This window comes from Amycolatopsis sp. NBRC 101858, assembly GCF_030269325.1.
Classification (GTDB): Bacteria; Actinomycetota; Actinomycetes; order Mycobacteriales; family Pseudonocardiaceae; genus Amycolatopsis; species Amycolatopsis ponsaeliensis.
Map to the genome: position 1 here is coordinate 209,693 of NZ_BSTD01000008.1, position 16,155 is coordinate 225,847.

Annotated in this window: 13 protein-coding genes and 2 tRNA genes; 10 read left to right on the forward strand and 5 right to left on the reverse strand. The window is 70.3% G+C overall.

Annotation, left to right across the window (positions count from 1 at the left end):
* Positions 1–39: 39 nt before the first annotated feature.
* Both cimA and QSK39_RS48085 read left to right on the forward strand, forming a co-directional pair.
* Positions 40–1,644, forward strand: coding sequence for a citramalate synthase (cimA, locus tag QSK39_RS48080; protein WP_285484548.1), 1,605 nt, complete (start codon positions 40–42; stop codon positions 1,642–1,644).
* A gap of 93 nt (positions 1,645–1,737) precedes the next feature.
* Complete coding sequence (locus QSK39_RS48085; protein ID WP_285484549.1) at positions 1,738–2,508, forward strand: fumarylacetoacetate hydrolase family protein; 771 nt, start codon at positions 1,738–1,740, stop codon at positions 2,506–2,508.
* On the opposite strand, the gene QSK39_RS48090 is transcribed toward QSK39_RS48085, so the two are convergent.
* Entirely contained in the window at positions 2,505–3,746 is a 1,242-nt protein-coding gene (locus QSK39_RS48090; RefSeq protein ID WP_285484550.1) for an FAD-dependent oxidoreductase, read from the reverse strand. The genes QSK39_RS48085 and QSK39_RS48090 overlap by 4 nt on opposite strands.
* A gap of 104 nt (positions 3,747–3,850) precedes the next feature.
* Here QSK39_RS48090 and gltX point away from each other — a divergent pair, with 104 nt between their 5' ends.
* The 4 genes from gltX (at position 3,851) to QSK39_RS48110 (ending at position 6,564) form a co-directional block, all read left to right on the forward strand.
* On the forward strand, positions 3,851–5,329 hold the full coding sequence (gltX, locus tag QSK39_RS48095; protein ID WP_285484551.1) for a glutamate--tRNA ligase: 1,479 nt from the start codon (positions 3,851–3,853) through the stop codon (positions 5,327–5,329).
* A gap of 202 nt (positions 5,330–5,531) precedes the next feature.
* The gene (locus QSK39_RS48100) at positions 5,532–6,266 is read left to right on the forward strand and encodes an HAD family hydrolase (protein ID WP_285484964.1); all 735 of its coding nucleotides are present in this window, start codon (positions 5,532–5,534) and stop codon (positions 6,264–6,266) included.
* 49 nt (positions 6,267–6,315) lie between these two features.
* Positions 6,316–6,387: transfer RNA gene (locus QSK39_RS48105), tRNA-Gln, on the forward strand.
* A 101-nt stretch (positions 6,388–6,488) separates the two neighbouring features.
* Positions 6,489–6,564, forward strand: a tRNA-Glu gene (locus QSK39_RS48110).
* 267 nt (positions 6,565–6,831) lie between these two features.
* Here QSK39_RS48110 and QSK39_RS48115 read toward each other — a convergent pair.
* Complete coding sequence (locus QSK39_RS48115; RefSeq protein ID WP_285484552.1) at positions 6,832–7,245, reverse strand: histone-like nucleoid-structuring protein Lsr2; 414 nt, start codon at positions 7,243–7,245, stop codon at positions 6,832–6,834.
* 499 nt (positions 7,246–7,744) lie between these two features.
* Between QSK39_RS48115 and QSK39_RS48120 the strand changes: the two genes are divergently transcribed.
* Together QSK39_RS48120 and QSK39_RS48125 are read left to right on the forward strand one after the other, a co-directional pair.
* Positions 7,745–7,939 (forward strand): hypothetical protein, encoded by a 195-nt coding sequence (locus tag QSK39_RS48120; RefSeq protein WP_285484553.1) that lies wholly within the window; start codon positions 7,745–7,747, stop codon positions 7,937–7,939.
* 275 nt (positions 7,940–8,214) lie between these two features.
* Positions 8,215–8,895, forward strand: coding sequence for an HU family DNA-binding protein (locus tag QSK39_RS48125; RefSeq protein WP_285484554.1), 681 nt, complete (start codon positions 8,215–8,217; stop codon positions 8,893–8,895).
* Positions 8,896–9,703: 808 nt separating this feature from the next.
* On the opposite strand, the gene QSK39_RS48130 is transcribed toward QSK39_RS48125, so the two are convergent.
* From QSK39_RS48130 to QSK39_RS48140, 3 genes are all read right to left on the reverse strand, one after another.
* Positions 9,704–10,729 carry a GlxA family transcriptional regulator gene (locus QSK39_RS48130; protein WP_285484555.1) on the reverse strand — a complete coding sequence of 342 codons (1,026 nt, stop codon included), beginning with the start codon at positions 10,727–10,729 and terminating at the stop codon, positions 9,704–9,706.
* 139 nt (positions 10,730–10,868) lie between these two features.
* Positions 10,869–11,279, reverse strand: coding sequence for a histone-like nucleoid-structuring protein Lsr2 (locus tag QSK39_RS48135; RefSeq protein WP_285484556.1), 411 nt, complete (start codon positions 11,277–11,279; stop codon positions 10,869–10,871).
* Between the two features lie 619 nt (positions 11,280–11,898).
* Positions 11,899–12,561 carry an HU family DNA-binding protein gene (locus QSK39_RS48140; protein ID WP_284743256.1) on the reverse strand — a complete coding sequence of 221 codons (663 nt, stop codon included), beginning with the start codon at positions 12,559–12,561 and terminating at the stop codon, positions 11,899–11,901.
* Between the two features lie 653 nt (positions 12,562–13,214).
* Between QSK39_RS48140 and QSK39_RS48145 the strand changes: the two genes are divergently transcribed.
* Together QSK39_RS48145 and QSK39_RS48150 are read left to right on the forward strand one after the other, a co-directional pair.
* Positions 13,215–14,957: an ATP-binding protein gene (locus QSK39_RS48145; RefSeq protein WP_285484557.1), complete on the forward strand. Its 1,743-nt coding sequence runs from the start codon at positions 13,215–13,217 to the stop codon at positions 14,955–14,957.
* Between the two features lie 36 nt (positions 14,958–14,993).
* The gene (locus QSK39_RS48150; protein ID WP_285484558.1) at positions 14,994–16,154 is read left to right on the forward strand and encodes an exonuclease SbcCD subunit D; all 1,161 of its coding nucleotides are present in this window, start codon (positions 14,994–14,996) and stop codon (positions 16,152–16,154) included.
* Position 16,155 lies beyond the last annotated feature (1 nt).

Here is a 16,155-nt window from a genome sequence, read left to right on the forward strand (position 1 = left end):
GAGGTTTTTTTGTTGCCTCGAAACGATTGGGAGAAGACCGTGACCCGCCAGGAGCCCGCCGATACCCCGCTCGGCGATGCCTTCCACCTCTACGACACGACCCTGCGCGACGGTGCGCAGCGTGAGGGCATCTCCTACTCCGTCCAGGACAAGCTGGCCGTCGCGCGGCTGCTGGACGAGCTGGGCGTCGGGTTCATCGAGGGCGGCTGGCCGGGGGCGCTGCCCAAGGACACGGAATTCTTCGCCCGCGCCGCGAAAGGCGAGCTGAAGCTCGACCACGCCGCTCTCGTGGCGTTCGGCGCGACCCGCAAGGCCGGCACCACCGCGGACGCCGATCCGCAGGTCCGGGCGCTGCTCGACAGCGAAGCACCCGTCATCACCCTCGTCGCGAAGTCCGATCTGCGGCACATCGAACGCGCCCTGCGGGTCGACGTCGACGAAGCCTGCGCCATGGTCCGCGACACCGTCGGATTCCTCGTCAAAGAAGGCCGGCGCGTCTTCCTCGACGCCGAGCACTTCTTCGACGGCTACGCGCATTCGCCCGAGACTTCGCTCAAGGTCCTCGACGCCGCCGCGCACGCCGGCGCCGACGTCCTCGTGCTCTGCGACACCAACGGCGGCCAGCTGCCGCTCGGCCTCGCCGAGACCGTGCGGGACATCAAGGACAAGACCGGGTTCCGGCTCGGGATCCACTGTCAGGACGACACTTCCTGCGCCGTGGCGAACTCCGTCGCCGCGGTGCAGGCCGGCGCGACGCACGTCCAGTGCACCGCCAACGGTTACGGGGAGCGGGCCGGCAACGCCGACCTCTTCGCCGTGACGGGAAACCTGGTGACCAAGCTCGGGATGGAGGTCCTCCCGACCGGAGGTGCCGCCGAGCTCACCCGGGTCTCCCATGCCCTTGCCGAAATCGCCAACCTCGCCCCCTACACCCACCAGGCTTACGTAGGGGCGTCGGCTTTCGCCCACAAGGCGGGACTGCACGCGAGCGCGATCAAGGTGGATCCGTTGTTGTACAACCACATCGATCCGTCTTCCGTCGGCAACGACATGCGGGTACTGGTCACCGAGATGGCCGGCAGGGCCAGCCTCGAGCTCAAGGGACGTGAGCTCGGGGTCGACCTTGCCGGCCGGCCCGAGGCGCTGACGAGCGCCATCACGAAGGTCAAGCGCCTCGAAGCGGAAGGCTGGTCCTTCGAGGCCGCCGACGCTTCCCTGGAACTCCTGCTGCGCCAGGAGGCCGATGTCCCCGTCGAAGCGCCGTTCGACCTCGAGTCCTACCGCGTGGTCCTCGACCACCGCCCGGACGGCGAGGTCATGGCCGAGGCGACGGTCAAGGTGCACGTCGGCGGCCAGCGCGTCATCGCCACCGCCGAAGGCATCGGGCCGGTGCACGCGCTCGACGCCGCGTTGCGGAAGGCGCTCTCCCCACACCTGTCCTGGTTGGACAGTGTGGAGCTCGCCGACTACAAGGTGCGGATCCTGCAGGGCCACCCGGGCACCGACGCGGTGACGCGCGTGCTGGTCGAAAGCACCGACGGCGAGCGCGAGTGGACCACGGTCGGGGTGCACGGGAACATCGTCGAGGCCAGCTGGCTGGCCCTCTGCGACGCGCTCGTGCACAAGTCCACGACCGTGGCCTGAGTCGCAGTGACATCCGGGCCTTCGGCCCGGGCCGGGGGCTCCGCCACCCGGAACCCCCGAAAGCCGCGGGCCGGGCGCACGTAGACTGACCGCGTGCGCCTAGCCCGTATTGCTCATCCCGGTGGTGTCGCGTTCGCTTCGGTCGAAGGGGACGGTGACGACGCCCAGGTCCTGGAGATCGCCGAGCACCCGTTCGGCCAGCCCAACTTCACCGGCAAGCGGTGGCCGCTGGCCGACGTCCGGCTGCTCGCGCCGATCCTGCCGTCCAAGGTGATCGCCGTCGGCCGCAACTACGCCAAGCACGCCGCCGAGTTCGGCAACGAGGTGCCCAGCGCCCCGATGCTGTTCCTCAAGCCGTCGACCACGGTGGTCGGGCCGAACGCGCCGATCCGGCGTCCCTCGAACGTCGGCCGCGTCGACTTCGAGGGCGAGCTGGCCATCGTCATCGGGCAGCCGGTGAAGAACGTGCCGGCCGCCCGGGCCGCGAGCGCGATCCTCGGCTACACCGTGGCCAACGACGTCAGCGCACGCGACCTGCAGAAGTCCGACGGCCAGTGGGGCCGCGCCAAGGGCTTCGACACGTTCTGCCCGCTCGGGCCGTGGATCGAGACGTCGCTCGACGCGTCCGACCTGGCGCTGCGGGCCGAGGTGGACGGCGAGCTCAAGCAGGACGGCCGCACGTCCGACCTCGTCCACAAGATCCCCGAGCTGGTCGAGTTCGTCTCCGGTGTGATGACGCTGCTGCCCGGCGACGTCATCCTGACCGGCACGCCCGAGGGCGTCGGCCCGATCGAGGGCGGCCAGAGCGTCTCGATCACCATCGACGGCATCGGCACCCTGACCAACCCGGTCGAGAACGTCTAGTTCCTGGTCGCCGGCTCCATCGGCCGCCGCGCGAACGCCGGAGCGTGCTCCGGCCGCAGCCCGAGGCCGAGGAGCCGGGCCGGGACGTAGGACAGCACCGGGAACTTCGCGAACAGCTTGATCATCGGTGCCGGCGGGCCGTTGCGCTTGCCCGCCATCACCGCGCGCATCACGCCGCGGTGCAGCAGCCGTTGCAGTCCCTGCACCAGCAGTGTCGGCGCGAGCCGCCGGGACCGCACCTTCGCCAGGTCGGCCTGAGTCGGACGCCCTCGCCGTAGCGGCTCGGCCAGCAGCGTCGCCGCCGCGACCGCGTCCTGCACCGCCAGGTTGATGCCCACCCCGCCGATCGGCGACATCGCGTGCGCCGCGTCGCCGATGCAGAGCAGCCCGTCGACGTGCCACTTGCGCAGCAGGTTGAGCCGCACGTCGAGGAACTTGACGTCGTCCATCGTCTCGAGCTCGTGCACCCGGTCGGTGAACTCGGGGCAGATCTGCGTGACGTTGTGGCGGAACGCCTCGATGCCCTGCTTGCGCAGGTCGTCCCCCTTCGGGCCGAGGTAGGCGACCTGGAAGAAGTCGGGGCGGGGGAGCGGCACCGCGAAGCGGCGGTCCCGCATCTTCGGCAGGAGCATGGTGCCCAGGTCGCCTTCGGTCCGCGAGAGCCGGAACCACCAGACGTCGAACGGGCAGTCGTACTCACGCGGCACGAGACCGGCCTCGCGGCGGGCCACCGACCAGCGGCCGTCGGCGGCGATCACCAGGTCGGCGCGGATTTCGCCGGTCTCCCCGGCACTCGTGCGGTAGGTGATGCCGACGACCCGGCCCTGCTCGCGGACGAGCCCGGTGCACTCGGTCTCCATCCGCTGGACGAATGTCGGCTCCTTGCGGGCGCTTTCGGCGAGCAGGTCGAGGAAGTCCCACTGCGGCACCATCGCGATGTACGGGTGGGCGACCTTCAGCCGGGTGAAGTCGGCCAGCTTCATCATCTCGCCGTTTTCCTGGGGGAACCCCGCCGAGGTCAGCTCGCTGTGCGGCAGCGCGTGGAACTTCTCGCCGAGGCCCAGCTCGTCCAGCAGCGTGAGCGTCGACGGGTGGACCGTGTCCCCGCGGAAGTCGCGCAGGAAGTCCGCGTGCTTCTCCAGCACCGTCACCTCGACGCCGGCCCGCGCCAGCAGGAGTCCCGTGACCATCCCGGCCGGCCCACCGCCGATGACGACGCAGCCCGTGCGCTCGGTCATCTCCACCATCTCCCCATCTATTCATCGCTCGTTGAATAAACTGAGGGTGCACCCGGCCGGTCCCCGGCGTCAAGCGATGTGGCGACGGATACGCTGATCGGGCTATGAGTGAGACATCGGTGGTTCGCGCGCGCTTCTGTCCTTCGCCGACCGGCACCCCGCACGTCGGGCTGATCCGGACGGCGCTGTTCAACTGGGCCTTCGCCCGGCACAACCAGGGGCAACTGGTGTTCCGGATCGAAGACACCGACGCCGCGCGCGACTCGCAGGAGTCCTATGAGCAGTTGCTCGACGGCCTGCGCTGGCTCGGCATCGACTGGGACGAGGGCCCCGAGGTCGGCGGCGAATACGGGCCGTACCGCCAGAGCGAGCGGCGGGCGATCTACGCCGACGTCGCCGCGAAGCTCCTCGAAGCGGGCGAGCTGTACGAAGCGTTCTCGACCAACGAAGAGGTCGAGGCACGGCGCAAGGCCGCCGGCCTGGACCCGAAGCTGGGCTACGACAACTTCGACCGCGACCTCACCGACGAGCAGCGGGCCGCCTACCGCGCCGAGGGCCGCGCGCCGGTGCTGCGCCTGCGCATGCCCGAGATCGATCTCGCGTGGACCGACCTGGTCCGCGGGGACATCAGCTTCCCGGCGAACACGATCCCGGACCCGGTGCTGGTGCGCGCCAACGGCGAGCCGCTGTACACGCTGACCAACCCGGTCGACGACGCGCTGATGAAGATCACGCACGTCCTGCGCGGTGAGGACCTGCTGCCCTCGACGCCCCGGCAGATCGCGCTCTACGCCGCGCTGGAGCGCATCGGCGTCGCGGGGTTCACGCCGCAGTTCGGCCATTTGCCCTACGTCATGGGCGAGGGCAACAAGAAACTGTCCAAACGCGACCCGTCGTCGAACCTCTTCAACTACCGCGACCGCGGCTTCATCCGCGAGGGCCTGCTCAACTACCTGGCCCTGCTCGGCTGGTCGATCGCCGACGACCGCGACGTCTTCAGCGTCGAGGAAATGGTCGCCGCCTTCGACGTCACCAAGGTCAGCGCCAATCCGGCGCGCTTCGACCTCAAGAAGGCCGAAGCGATCAACGGAACCCACGTGCGGGCTTTGCCCGCGGCCGAGTTCGTGAAGCGCGTCACGCCCTATCTGGTCACCGCGGGTGTCCTCCCGGAATCGCCGAGCGAGGACCAGCAGGCCCGGCTGACCGCGATCGCGCCGCTGGTGCAGGAACGCGTCACGGTGCTTTCGGACGCGGCCGCGATGGTGCGTTTCCTTTTTGTTGCGGAAGACGCGTTCGCGCCCGAGGAGGACGCCGCGGCGAAAAACCTCGGCGAAGCCGCGCAGCCGGTGCTCGTCGCGGCGGTCGACGCACTCGAAGCGCTGCCGTCGTGGGAGACCGAGGTCATCGAGCAGGCGCTCAAGGACGCCCTTGTGGACGGTCTGGGTCTCAAGCCCCGCAAGGCTTTCGCGCCGGTTCGCGTCGCCGTGACCGGGCGGACCGTCTCCCCGCCGCTGTACGAGTCGATGGAACTGCTCGGCCGGGATGTCTCACTGGGACGTCTTCGCCGCGCGTTGGTCGGATAACCGAAAGAAGACGGTTCGCCAACTGGGAGTAGAGCGACTGCGCCGGAACAGGCGAGCGGCAATCACCTCTTTGGCAGCGTCGCGAACGCTGCCGTTGCCCTAGCCTCACTGGGTGGATTTCGCTTTGGCACCCCGGACCCCGTCGCGAACCGTCCCCGCCGAGGCGGCGCCCGAGCCCTGGGCGCCGCCGGAGCTGCGGCTGGTGTGCCTGGACATCGACGACACCCTGATCGACTGCACCGCCGCGATCCGCCGCAGCCTCCACATCCTCACCGGCCGGGGCGACCTGTGGCCGTTGTGGGACCTGATCACCGAGGAGCACGTCGCCCTCGTCGTCGCCGGCGAAATCGACTACGCGACGATGCACCAGCGGCGCACCGACTGCTTCCTCGCGGAGATCGGCATCCTCGCCGACGACGAGCAGGTGAGCTCCTTCGAACGGCGCCGAAGAGAGCTGCTCGACCACTCGTGGCAGCTTTTCGGCGACGTCCTCGACTGCCTGGAATGGCTGCGCGCCGCGGGCCTGATGCTGGCCGCCGTGACCAACGCCTCGGGTGTCCACCAGCGGAAGAAAATCGCCGACCTGGGGCTGGCGCCGTTCTTCGACCACGTTGCCATCGCCGGCGAGCTCGGTGTGGCGAAACCCGATCCGGTGATGTTCCACACCGTCTGCCTCGGCCTGGGCTGCGCACCCGCCCAGGCCGTCCACGTCGGCGACAAACTGGACACGGACGCGATCGGCGCCCGCGACGCGGGCCTGGGCGCGGTCTGGCTCGACCGCGACGGCATCGGCGAGCGCGCCCCCGAGGGCGTCCACCGGGTGGCGGGCCTGGCCGAGCTGCCTGAGCTGCTGGTTTCGGAGTACGCGACGATCGGCGTGCCCGCCCAGCGCCGAAGTGACACCCCCGCGTTCACCGTCCGGAACGGCGTGCTCTAGTATTTCTCCTCGTGCGGTGCTGAACCAGCCAGCTGGCTCGGTACCTCACTGGGGTATGGTGTAATTGGCAGCACGACTGGTTCTGGTCCAGTTAGTCTAGGTTCGAGTCCTGGTACCCCAGCTGCGGAGAGTGACCCCCCTGCAGAGCGAGAAATCGCCTCTGGTAAGTTCTCTCCAGCAAGAAAAACAGAAAAGCCCCTGGGAAACCAGGGAAGATCCTAAGCCCCCGTCGTCTAGCGGCCTAGGACGCCGGCCTCTCACGCCGGTAGCGTGGGTTCGAATCCCATCGGGGGTACCAGCAGTCACCAGCCCGTCTGACCCAGGTCAGGCGGGTTTTTTGGTGCGCCGGGAAACGACCGTCCCGGTCTCGGTCCGAGTGGATCCGGGGCCACGCGCTCGGTGTGGTGAGCGATCGAGGCGTGGAGTGGCCCGCTTGGGCGCGGAGTGGCGCGTGGCTCGCTTGGCCGGGAGAAGCGGCCGTCGGCGGCGGAAGTGGCTGTCCTCGCCGCCGACGGGCCGGTGGAATGACCACGGTGATCTCCCCAGTGATCTGCCGTCGCCACGGTTACTTCTTGGCAGCGGCGACCTTCTTGCGGGCAGCACGCTTGCGCGGAGCCGGCGCGGGCGCCGCGGCTTCGGCGGCCTGAGCGGATTCGTACGCGGCGATCACCTCGGACGAAAGGCGGCCGCGCTCGGAGACCTCGTAGCCGTTCGCGTTCGCCCAGGCGCGGATCTGCTGGTTGCGCTCGCGGTCGCTCGTGCTGGTCGTCGTCGACTGGCCGGTCGCGACCCGGACCTTGCGCCCGCCGGTGCGGCGGCCGGCGGCGATGTAGCGGGCGAGCTCGTCGCGCAGGGCGGCGGCGTTTTCGTCGGAGAGGTCGATCTCGTACATGACACCGTCGAGGGTGAACGGGACGGTGTGGGCGGCGGGGGTACCGTCGATGTCGTCGAGCATCTCGACGAGGACCTTCTGGGCCATTCCTGCTCCTTGAAACGGTATATACCAGTAAACCGATGACTGTGACCGAGCGCACGAATGTGCTGCTCCTCCACGGAGTATATCCATACCGGTCGGTTTGGGCAGAAATCCGCTCGCCGGTATCGAAAACGGGAACCCGCCTCGGAGAATTGTCCGGCGGGACGGTTGAACCGGTATTCACCGCCCGGACGCCGATCCGGCCGGTCGGCGGAATGTCCTATCCGGACGGTGGAGTGCCGTTGGGTGCGGGGGAAGGCGGGGTTGCCGTCCGACTCGACGGCCAGGTCCGCGAAGTCCACTTCGGACGGCGGCCGGACCTGCTCCGGAGGGGTCGGCAAGACTGAACTGCCGGATGAAGTCGACCCGGTCGGCCGGCCGTAGGGGAACGGCGCGGCTTCGTCGAGGGTGGTGCTCTGGTCGGCGGCGATGGTCCCGCCGAACCGGCTCCTCGGCCGACGGCCGGAACGGCACCGCCGGTCAGCCGAGCAAGGTCGCGGGAGTGGGGGACGGCGCCGCGGAGGGCTTGACCGCGCCGGCGTCCGCGGGTTCCGCCACGCGCAACGGCTTCACGCTCTCCGCTTCCGACGCGACGGGCTTGGCCGCGAACGGCACGTTCGCCATGCGGATCCGCATCGCCTGGGCGAACAGCGAACCGGACCGCGGCGACGCCTCGGCGCCCCGCGCGACTCGTTGACCCGCTTGGGTTTTCGGCGATTTCGGATCGAACAACTGAGCGACTACGCCACCTTGTCCTATATGGACATCGGGCCGCGTCGCGGTGAATTCGCAGGTCAGCGGCCGCTCAGTTCGTTTGCGTGCCGGGGGAGCGGGTTCGGCCGGACGAGACTTCTTCGGCGACACAACGGAGTTCTCGGCCACCCCTGTTTGGATTTTCGGCCGTCCTGGTAATACTCTGTGTGACGTCGGCCGCGATGGGCCTGACTGCTAGTTCCACTATGGAGGACTGGAATGACGAACAAGGCCCAGCTGATCGAGGCGCTGTCGGAGCGTCTGGGCGACGACAAGAAGGTGGCTGCGCAGGCCGTTGACGGTCTGGTGGACATCATCATCCGGACGGTCAACAAGGGCGAGAAGGTCAACATCACCGGCTTCGGTGTGTTCGAGAAGCGCGCTCGCGCGGCTCGTACCGCGCGCAACCCGCGTACCGGTGAGGCTGTGAAGGTCAAGAAGACCAACGTGCCTGCCTTCCGCGCCGGTACGACGTTCAAGGACGTCATCGGCGGTTCGAAGAAGCTGCCGAAGGCGACCCCGGTCAAGCGCGCCACCGCGACCCGGGCGACCGCCACGAAGACCGCCGCCGCGGCCGCTCCGGCCAAGGCGACCACGACCCGCACCACGCGCGCGGCCGCCGCCAAGCCGGCCACCACGACGCGGGCGACGACCACGCGGACCCGCGCCACCGCGGCGAAGCCGGCCGCGAAGGCCACGGCCACCCGCGCGACCGCCACCAAGGCGGCCCCGAAGGCCGCGGCTGCCAAGGCTCCCGCCAAGGCCACCGCGGCGAAGGCCACCACCACGCGGGCGAAGGCCGCCGCCAAGCCGGCCGCCGCCACCAAGACGGCGGCGGCGAAGAAGCCGGCCGCTGCCAAGGCCCCGGCCAAGCGCACGTCGGCTGCCAAGAAGAAGTAACTCGCTTCACCGGAAGGGCCCCGCACCGGGTTGGTGCGGGGCCCTTCGGCGTTCCCGGCCGGAAGCCGGGACACCCGGCGCGGCCGCCGCTCGGGCGAGCGCCCCTCCGCAGCGCCCGCGGGCGTCCGCCCGGTCGTGGGGTGCCGGCAAGCATCGTCCCGCGCGAACGCGCTCGTGCCAGGGTGTCGAGGAGTCGCGAGCGCCCTGGTGCCGGGGTGTCGAGAAGGCGCGAACGCTCGGGTGCCAGGGCCTCGGGGAGGCACGAACGCTCTGGTGCCACGGTGTCGAAGAGGCGCGAGCGCCCTGGTGCCGGGGTGTCGAGAAGGCGCGAACGCTCTGGTACCAGAGTCTCGGGAAGGCGCGAGCGCCCTGGTGCCAGGGCCTCGGGAGGCGCGAACGCGCTCGTGCCAGGGTGTCGAGGAGTCGCGAGCGCCCTGGTGCCGGGGTGTCGAGAAGGCGCGAACGCTCGGGTGCCAGGGCCTCGGGGAGGCACGAACGCTCTGGTGCCACGGTGTCGAAGAGGCGCGAGCGCCCTGGTGCCGGGGTGTCGAGAAGGCGCGAACGCTCTGGTACCAGAGTCTCGGGAAGGCGCGAGCGCCCTGGTGCCAGGGCCTCGGGAGGCGCGAACGCGCTCGTGCCAGGGTGTCGAGGAGGACGGTGTTGCCGTTGTCGTGCAGGGGCTTGGCGACCCGGGGCTGCTGCCCTCGTCGTGGTCGCGAGGTCAGGCGACCGCCGGGTCGTCGATCGGGCGGGCGATGGATCCTCCCTATCCCGGCCGCGATTTCCGCACCGGGCGCACGCTTCCCGCCTAGTCCCCGCGTGGGTTCCCCTTGCTCCGGGAAGTCTGCGGTGGTTCGCGCTTCAGCGGTGCGGGCATGTCCGGGATCCTGCGAAGCGTGTTCCCGGTCATCCCGTAATGGCTGAGGAACGCCTGTCGCAGGGTCTCCGCCGACCGGAAGCCGCACCGGCGGGCGATCGCGGCTAGTGAAAGTTCGCTGCCGCGCACCAGGTGTGCGGCGGCTTCGGTCCGTGCGTCGCGCACCGCGCGGGCCGGGGTGACTCCCAGCTGGCGCGTGAAGAGCCGGGTGAGGTGCCGGGTGCTGATCCCGGCTCGGGCGGCCAGTGCCGGCGGGCTGAGGTCGTCGGCGAGGCGGGCGCTGATGTGGCCCAGCAGGTCGCGGACGACGCGGTCACCGGGTGGCGGGGCCAGGAAAGTGCTGATCTGGGCCTGATCCGCGGGGCGGTGCAGGTAGGCGACCAGCTCGCGCGCCACCTCGCGGGCCAGGGTGGGGCCGTGGTCGTCCTCGATCAGGGCCAGCGTGAGATCGAGTGCGCTCGTCACGCCCGCCGAGGTGTAGACGTTGCCGTCGCGGATGTAGAGCGGGGCGAGGTCCACGGTGACGGCCGGGAACGCCGATGCCATCAGCTCGCCGTAGCCCCAGTGCGTGGTGGCGCGGCGGCCGTCGAGCAGGCCTGCCGCCGCCAGGACGAACGCGCCGGTGCACACCGAGGCGATCCGCCGGCTCCGGGAAGCCAGCCGCCGCACCTGGGTCAGCAACGCGTCGTCGGCCATGGCCGCTTCCGTGCCGTTGCCGCCGACGATCAGCAGGGTGTCGATCCGGCCGGTGATCGAGGCGAGCCGACGGGCTCCGGTGAGGCCGATGCCGGACGAGCTGCGCACCGGTTTCCCGCTCACCGTGGCGAGCTCGACCGTGTACGGCGGGCCGGCGCCGTGGCTGTTCGCGATCTCGAGCGACGCGCTGGGACAGGCGACGTCCAGGATCTGCGCGTCGTCGTAGGCGACGACCAGTACTCGCCGGGTCGTGGTGGTCACAGCCGAATTGTGCCGCGTCGCGGGCCGATCCGGAGCTGACCGGCAGCTCGACGGTTGTCGGCCACGCGGCGGCGAGGACGAACTGTCCTCGCCGCCGACGGGCCTCGATCCCTCCCCGGTGATCTGCCCGCCACCGCCGTCACTTGCGGGCGGCGGCGACCTTCTTGCGCGGGGCGCGCTTGCGCGGCGCCGCCGGGGCTTCGGTCTCGGCCACCTGGGCCTGCTCGAAAGCCGCGATCACCTCGGACGAAAGGCGGCCGCGCTCGGAGACCTCGTAGCCGTTCGCGTTCGCCCAGGCGCGGATCTGCTGGTTGCGCTCGCGGTCGGTCGTGCTCGTCGTGGTCGACTGGCCCGTCGCGACGCGCACCTTGCGGCCGCCGATGCGCCGGCCGGCCGCGATGAAGCGGGCGAGCTCGTCGCGCAGCGCGGCGGCGTTGTCGTCCGAAAGGTCGATTTCGTAGGTGACGCCGTCGAGGCCGAACTGAACGGTCTGGGCGGCGGTGGAGCCGTCGATGTCGTCCAGGATCTCGACGAGGACTTTCTGGGCCACGGGAATGCTCCTCAAGCTGGATGTGCGTCCGGGGAACGTGACGTGTGACAAGTTGCACAATGGCCGACGTTCTTGGGTGGAGTGTATCCACCCGGTGATCGGTACGGCAATTTCCCGTGGCCTTCCCGCGATTCCGCGATCGCGATAGGACGGGCCGAGCCGGTTCCACTGTGGAGGCCCGGCGCGGTGATTCCGCCTGTCCCGGACGGTGTTCCGGGCGTCGTCGGGCCTCGCTCGCCGGGGTGCTGACGTCGCCGTCAGCGCTCCTCGCCGGGCCTTCGGGCAATTCCGGCCGGCAATTCCGGAATCCGGGAGAGAGAAGGCAGTGGGGCCGCGGATACATCCCGGCGGGGATCGGGTGCGCGACGGCGTTCCCGAGACTCCGGTTCAGCCCACCGGGCCCGGTGGTCCGGTCGCCGAGGCGGTGCCGTGAATTCTTCCGCTGGTGCGGCCGAGGTGTGGGGGGAGTGGCCGGGACCGGTTCCGCGTTCCCCGGCCCGGCAGGGCACTTCGGCGCGAGCGTCGTTCGCCCGTCGGCCCGGGAACGCCGAAGACGGTCCGGGAACGCCGAAGGGCCCCGCACCGGGGTGGTGCGGGGCCCTTCGACGGATGAAGCGAGTTACTTCTTCTTGGCAGCCGACGTGCGCTTGGCCGGGGCCTTGGCGGCGGCGGGCTTCTTCGCCGCGGCGGTCTTCGTGGCGGCCGGCTTGGCGGCGGCCTTCGCCCGCGTGGTGGTGGCCTTGGCCGCGGTCGCCTTGGCGGGAGCCTTGGCCGCGGTCTTCGGGGCCGCCTTGGTGGCGGTGGCCTTGGCGGCCGGCTTCGCCGCGGTGGCGCGGGTCCGGGTCGCCGTCGCGCGGGCGGTGGCCGGCTTGGCCGCGGCCGCACGGGTCGAAGTGGCCCGCGTGCTGGTGGTCTTCGCCGGGGCGGACGCCTTGGCGGTGGCCGCACGGGTGGTCGTGCTGGCGGCGGTGGCGCGCTTGACCGGGGTCGCCTTCGGGAGCTTCTTGGAGCCGGAGATGACGTCCTTGAAGGTGGTGCCGGCGCGGAAGGCGGGCACGTTGGTCTTCTTCACGCGCACGGCCTCGCCGGTGCGCGGGTTGCGGGCGGTGCGCGCGGCACGGGCCCGCTTCTCGAACACACCGAAGCCGGTGATGTTGACCTTTTCGCCCTTGTTGACCGTCCGGATGATGATGTCGACCAGACCGTCAACGGCCTGCGAAGCCACCTTCTTGTCGCCCAGACGCTCCGACAGCGCCTCGATCAGCTGGGCCTTGTTCGTCATTCCAGTCCTCCATAGTGGAACATCTAGTCACGGCCCATCTCGGCCGACACTGCACACGGTATTACCAATACCGCACAAAATCCAACCGGGGGCCGAAATATTTCCTTGCGAGGGCGCTGGTTCCGCCTCTCGAAGGGCCTTCGTGAGACACGCCCCGGAATGGGAACCGGAGGTCGACCATGGCCCTGAGCAGGCAAAACCTTAGGGTCGCGCCGTCCACAGTGGTCGTCCATATAGGACCGGAGGCCCTTCTGAACCTTTTTTCCGCGACACGCCGGGAGCGGGCCTCCCGGCGTGTGGCCGGAGCCACTCGGAGCCCGATCCCGCGCAACGGCGGGGTTCCCGGACCCGTCGCGGAGGGCCGGCGGCGCCGCTTCGCCGTGGCGCCAAGGCAGTAACGCCCCGCCCGCCTCCGGCGACCTCTCCGGGGCGCGGCGAGGTCCGTTGCGGCGCAACCGGTGGCGCCCGCGCCGGAAGTTACGGTGAGGCGAAAAGGATCTTCCCCGTAGGGTGAACTCACTCGTTCGGCCCAGCCGTGGCCACTGGTGACGACTCCGGTACGCCACGACCACAACGCCGTGTTGGCCGCGGGACTGTCGGTCCGGCGAGCTAGTCTGCCGCCGGAGGAAGCGCCGGGTGCGACAGGGAGAACCGTGGACCAGGACACGCTCACGACCGTGGTCGGCCGGGTGGCCGGCACCGAGGACTCGACGCCGCTGCAGTTCCACGTGGCCATCGATCCCGAGGCCTACCTGCAGCTCGACGACGTCGTCGTCACCCGGCGGGAACTCCCCGGCCTGGGCGAAGTCACGTCCTTCGGCGTCGTGACGCAGGTGAGCGCGCGGCACGAGGGCGCCAGCTTCGGCAGCGACGTCTTCCTGATCTCCGACGGCGTCCTGCCCGCGCAGGTGCAGGAGATCGCCGAGATCGCCACCACCCGCGTCGAGCCCGAGTGCTACGTGCCGCCGCGGCCGGGCGCCGTCGTCCAGCGCGCCGTGGGGGAGGATCGCGCGCAGGCGCTGTACTTCGACAACATGACCCGCCAGGTGGCGGTCGGCCTGGGACGGGACGGCGAACCCGTCTACCTCAACATGGACTTCCTCGACGGCACCCGCGGCGCGCACGTCAGCATCAGCGGCGTCTCCGGCGTCGCCACCAAGACGTCGTTCGCGTTGTTCCTGCTGCACTCGATCTTCCGCGGCGGTGCCCTGCCCAACGCCCACAACGCCAAGGCCCTGGTGTTCTCGGTGAAGGGCGAGGACCTGCTGTTCCTCGACACCCCCAACATCCACCTCGACGAGAAGCTCAAGGCCGAGTACGCCAAGCTCGGCCTGCCCGCGGACCCCTTCGCGTCCGTCGGCTTCTACGCGCCGCCGACGCCGTCGGACACCACGGGGAAGCCTTACGTCACCGGGCGGACCTCGGGGGTCGGCGCCTTCTGGTGGACCATCGCGGAGTTCTGCGCGAAGGACCTGCTGCCCTACGTCTTCGCCGACGCGGAGGACGAGCGCAACCAGTACACGATGGTCATCCACCAGGTCGCGAACCGGCTGCGCCTGGACAGCACGCCCGCGGGCAAGGACGGCGCCGCGAACGTCGACGGCGTCCTCTGCCGCACCTACGCCGAGCTCATCGACGTCATCTGCGAACGCGTCACCGACGAGGAAACCCGCGCGAGCTGGGCGGGCGCGGTCACCGGTGCGGGCACGGTCAACGCGTTCATCCGGCGCCTGCGTTCCAGCCAGCGCGCGCTCAACGGCCTGATCCGCGGCGACCTCACCGACCACCCGGCGCGTCAGCTGTCGACGGAGAACCAGCAGGTGACCGTGGTGGACATCCACAACCTCGTCGAGCGCGCGCAGCGGTTCGTCGTCGGTGTCACGCTCGCCGCGGAGACCGCGCGCAAGGAAGCCGCCGGCCCGGGCGGGCTCCTGTTCACCATGCTGGACGAGCTGAACAAGTACGCGCCGCGCGAAGGCAGCAGCCCCATCAAGGAGGTGCTGCTGGACATCGCCGAGCGCGGCCGTTCCCTCGGCGTGATCCTGATCGGCGCGCAGCAGACCGCCAGCGAGGTCGAGCGCCGGATCGTCAGCAACAGCTCGGTGCGGATCGTCGGGCGCCTCGACGCCGCGGAGGCTTCGCGGCCGGAGTACGGCTTCCTCCCGGCCAGCCAGCGGGTCCGCGCGACGCTCGCCACGCCCGGCACGATGTTCGTGAGCCAGCCGGAGATCCCGGTGCCGATCGCGGTCGGCTTCCCGTTCCCGGCCTGGGCCACGCGGCTTTCCGAGGCCGGGAAGGTGCCGACGACCACCGCGTCCTCGAAGAAGTCCGATCCTTTCGCCGGGTTGCCGTCGGGGAGCAGCGACCCGTTCGGCGACGACCCGCCGCCGTTCTGAGCCCGCTGCCCCGTCACCTGAACGGAAGGACGCCGCGTGAAGTTCCTGCACACCTCCGACTGGCACGTCGGCAAGACGCTCAAAGGCCGCAACCGCCTGGACGAGCAGCGCGCCGTGCTCGGCGAGATCGTCCGGATCGCGCGGGAGCAGGCCTTCGACGCGATCCTCGTCGCGGGCGACCTCTACGAGACGTCGGCGCCGTCGGCCGCCGCGCAGGAGCTCGTGGTCCAGGCGCTGATGGCGTTGCGCGACACCGGCGCCGAGGTCATCGCGATCGCCGGGAACCACGACCACGCGGCGACGTTCGAGGCGTACCGGCCACTCCTGCGGAAAGCGGGCATCCACCTCACCGGGAACCCGCGGCCGGTGGCGGACGGCGGAGTCGTGTCGTTCGACGCGCGCTCGACCGGCGAGCGCGTCAACGTCGCCGTGCTGCCCTTCCTTTCCCAGCGCTACGCGGTCCGCGCCGCCGAGCTGCTCGCCGGGACCCCGGCGGACAACGTCGGCGAGTACGACCAGCGCGTGCGCGACATCCTGGAGCACCTCAAGTCCGGGTTCTCCGCCGGTGCGGTGAACCTCGTCATGGCGCACCTGACGGTGACCGGCGGGACGATGGGCGGCGGCGAACGCGCGGCGCAGTCGATCTTCGAGTACCACGTGCCCGCGACGGCGTTCGGCGCCGACCCGCACTACGTCGCCCTCGGCCACCTGCACCGGCGCCAGTCCCTGCCCGCCGCCTGCCCGGTGCACTACAGCGGCTCGCCGTTCGCCGTGGACTTCGGCGAGCAGGACAACAAGAGCGTGGTCCTGGCCGTGGAGGTCACGCCGACGACGCCGGCGAAGATCACGGAAATCCCGATGACGGCGGGACGGCGGCTGCGAACGGTCCACGGCACGGTGGCGGAGCTCGTCGGCCGCGCCGCGGAGTTCGGCGAGGACTACCTTCGCGTCTACGTGCGCGAAGCGACGAGGGCCGGGCTGCGCGAGGAGATCCAGGAAGCCCTGCCGAACGCCCTGGAAATCCGCATCGACCCGGAGTTCGCCGCCCCGGTGACGACGGCGGGCGGCGACCGCGCGATCGCGGACCGTTCGCCGGGGGAGCTGTTCGCGTCCTACTGCGAAGAACGGACTGTCGAGGACAAGCGCGTCCAGTCGCTCTTCGCGCGGCTGCACGACGAAGAGACGAGCGGGGTGTGAC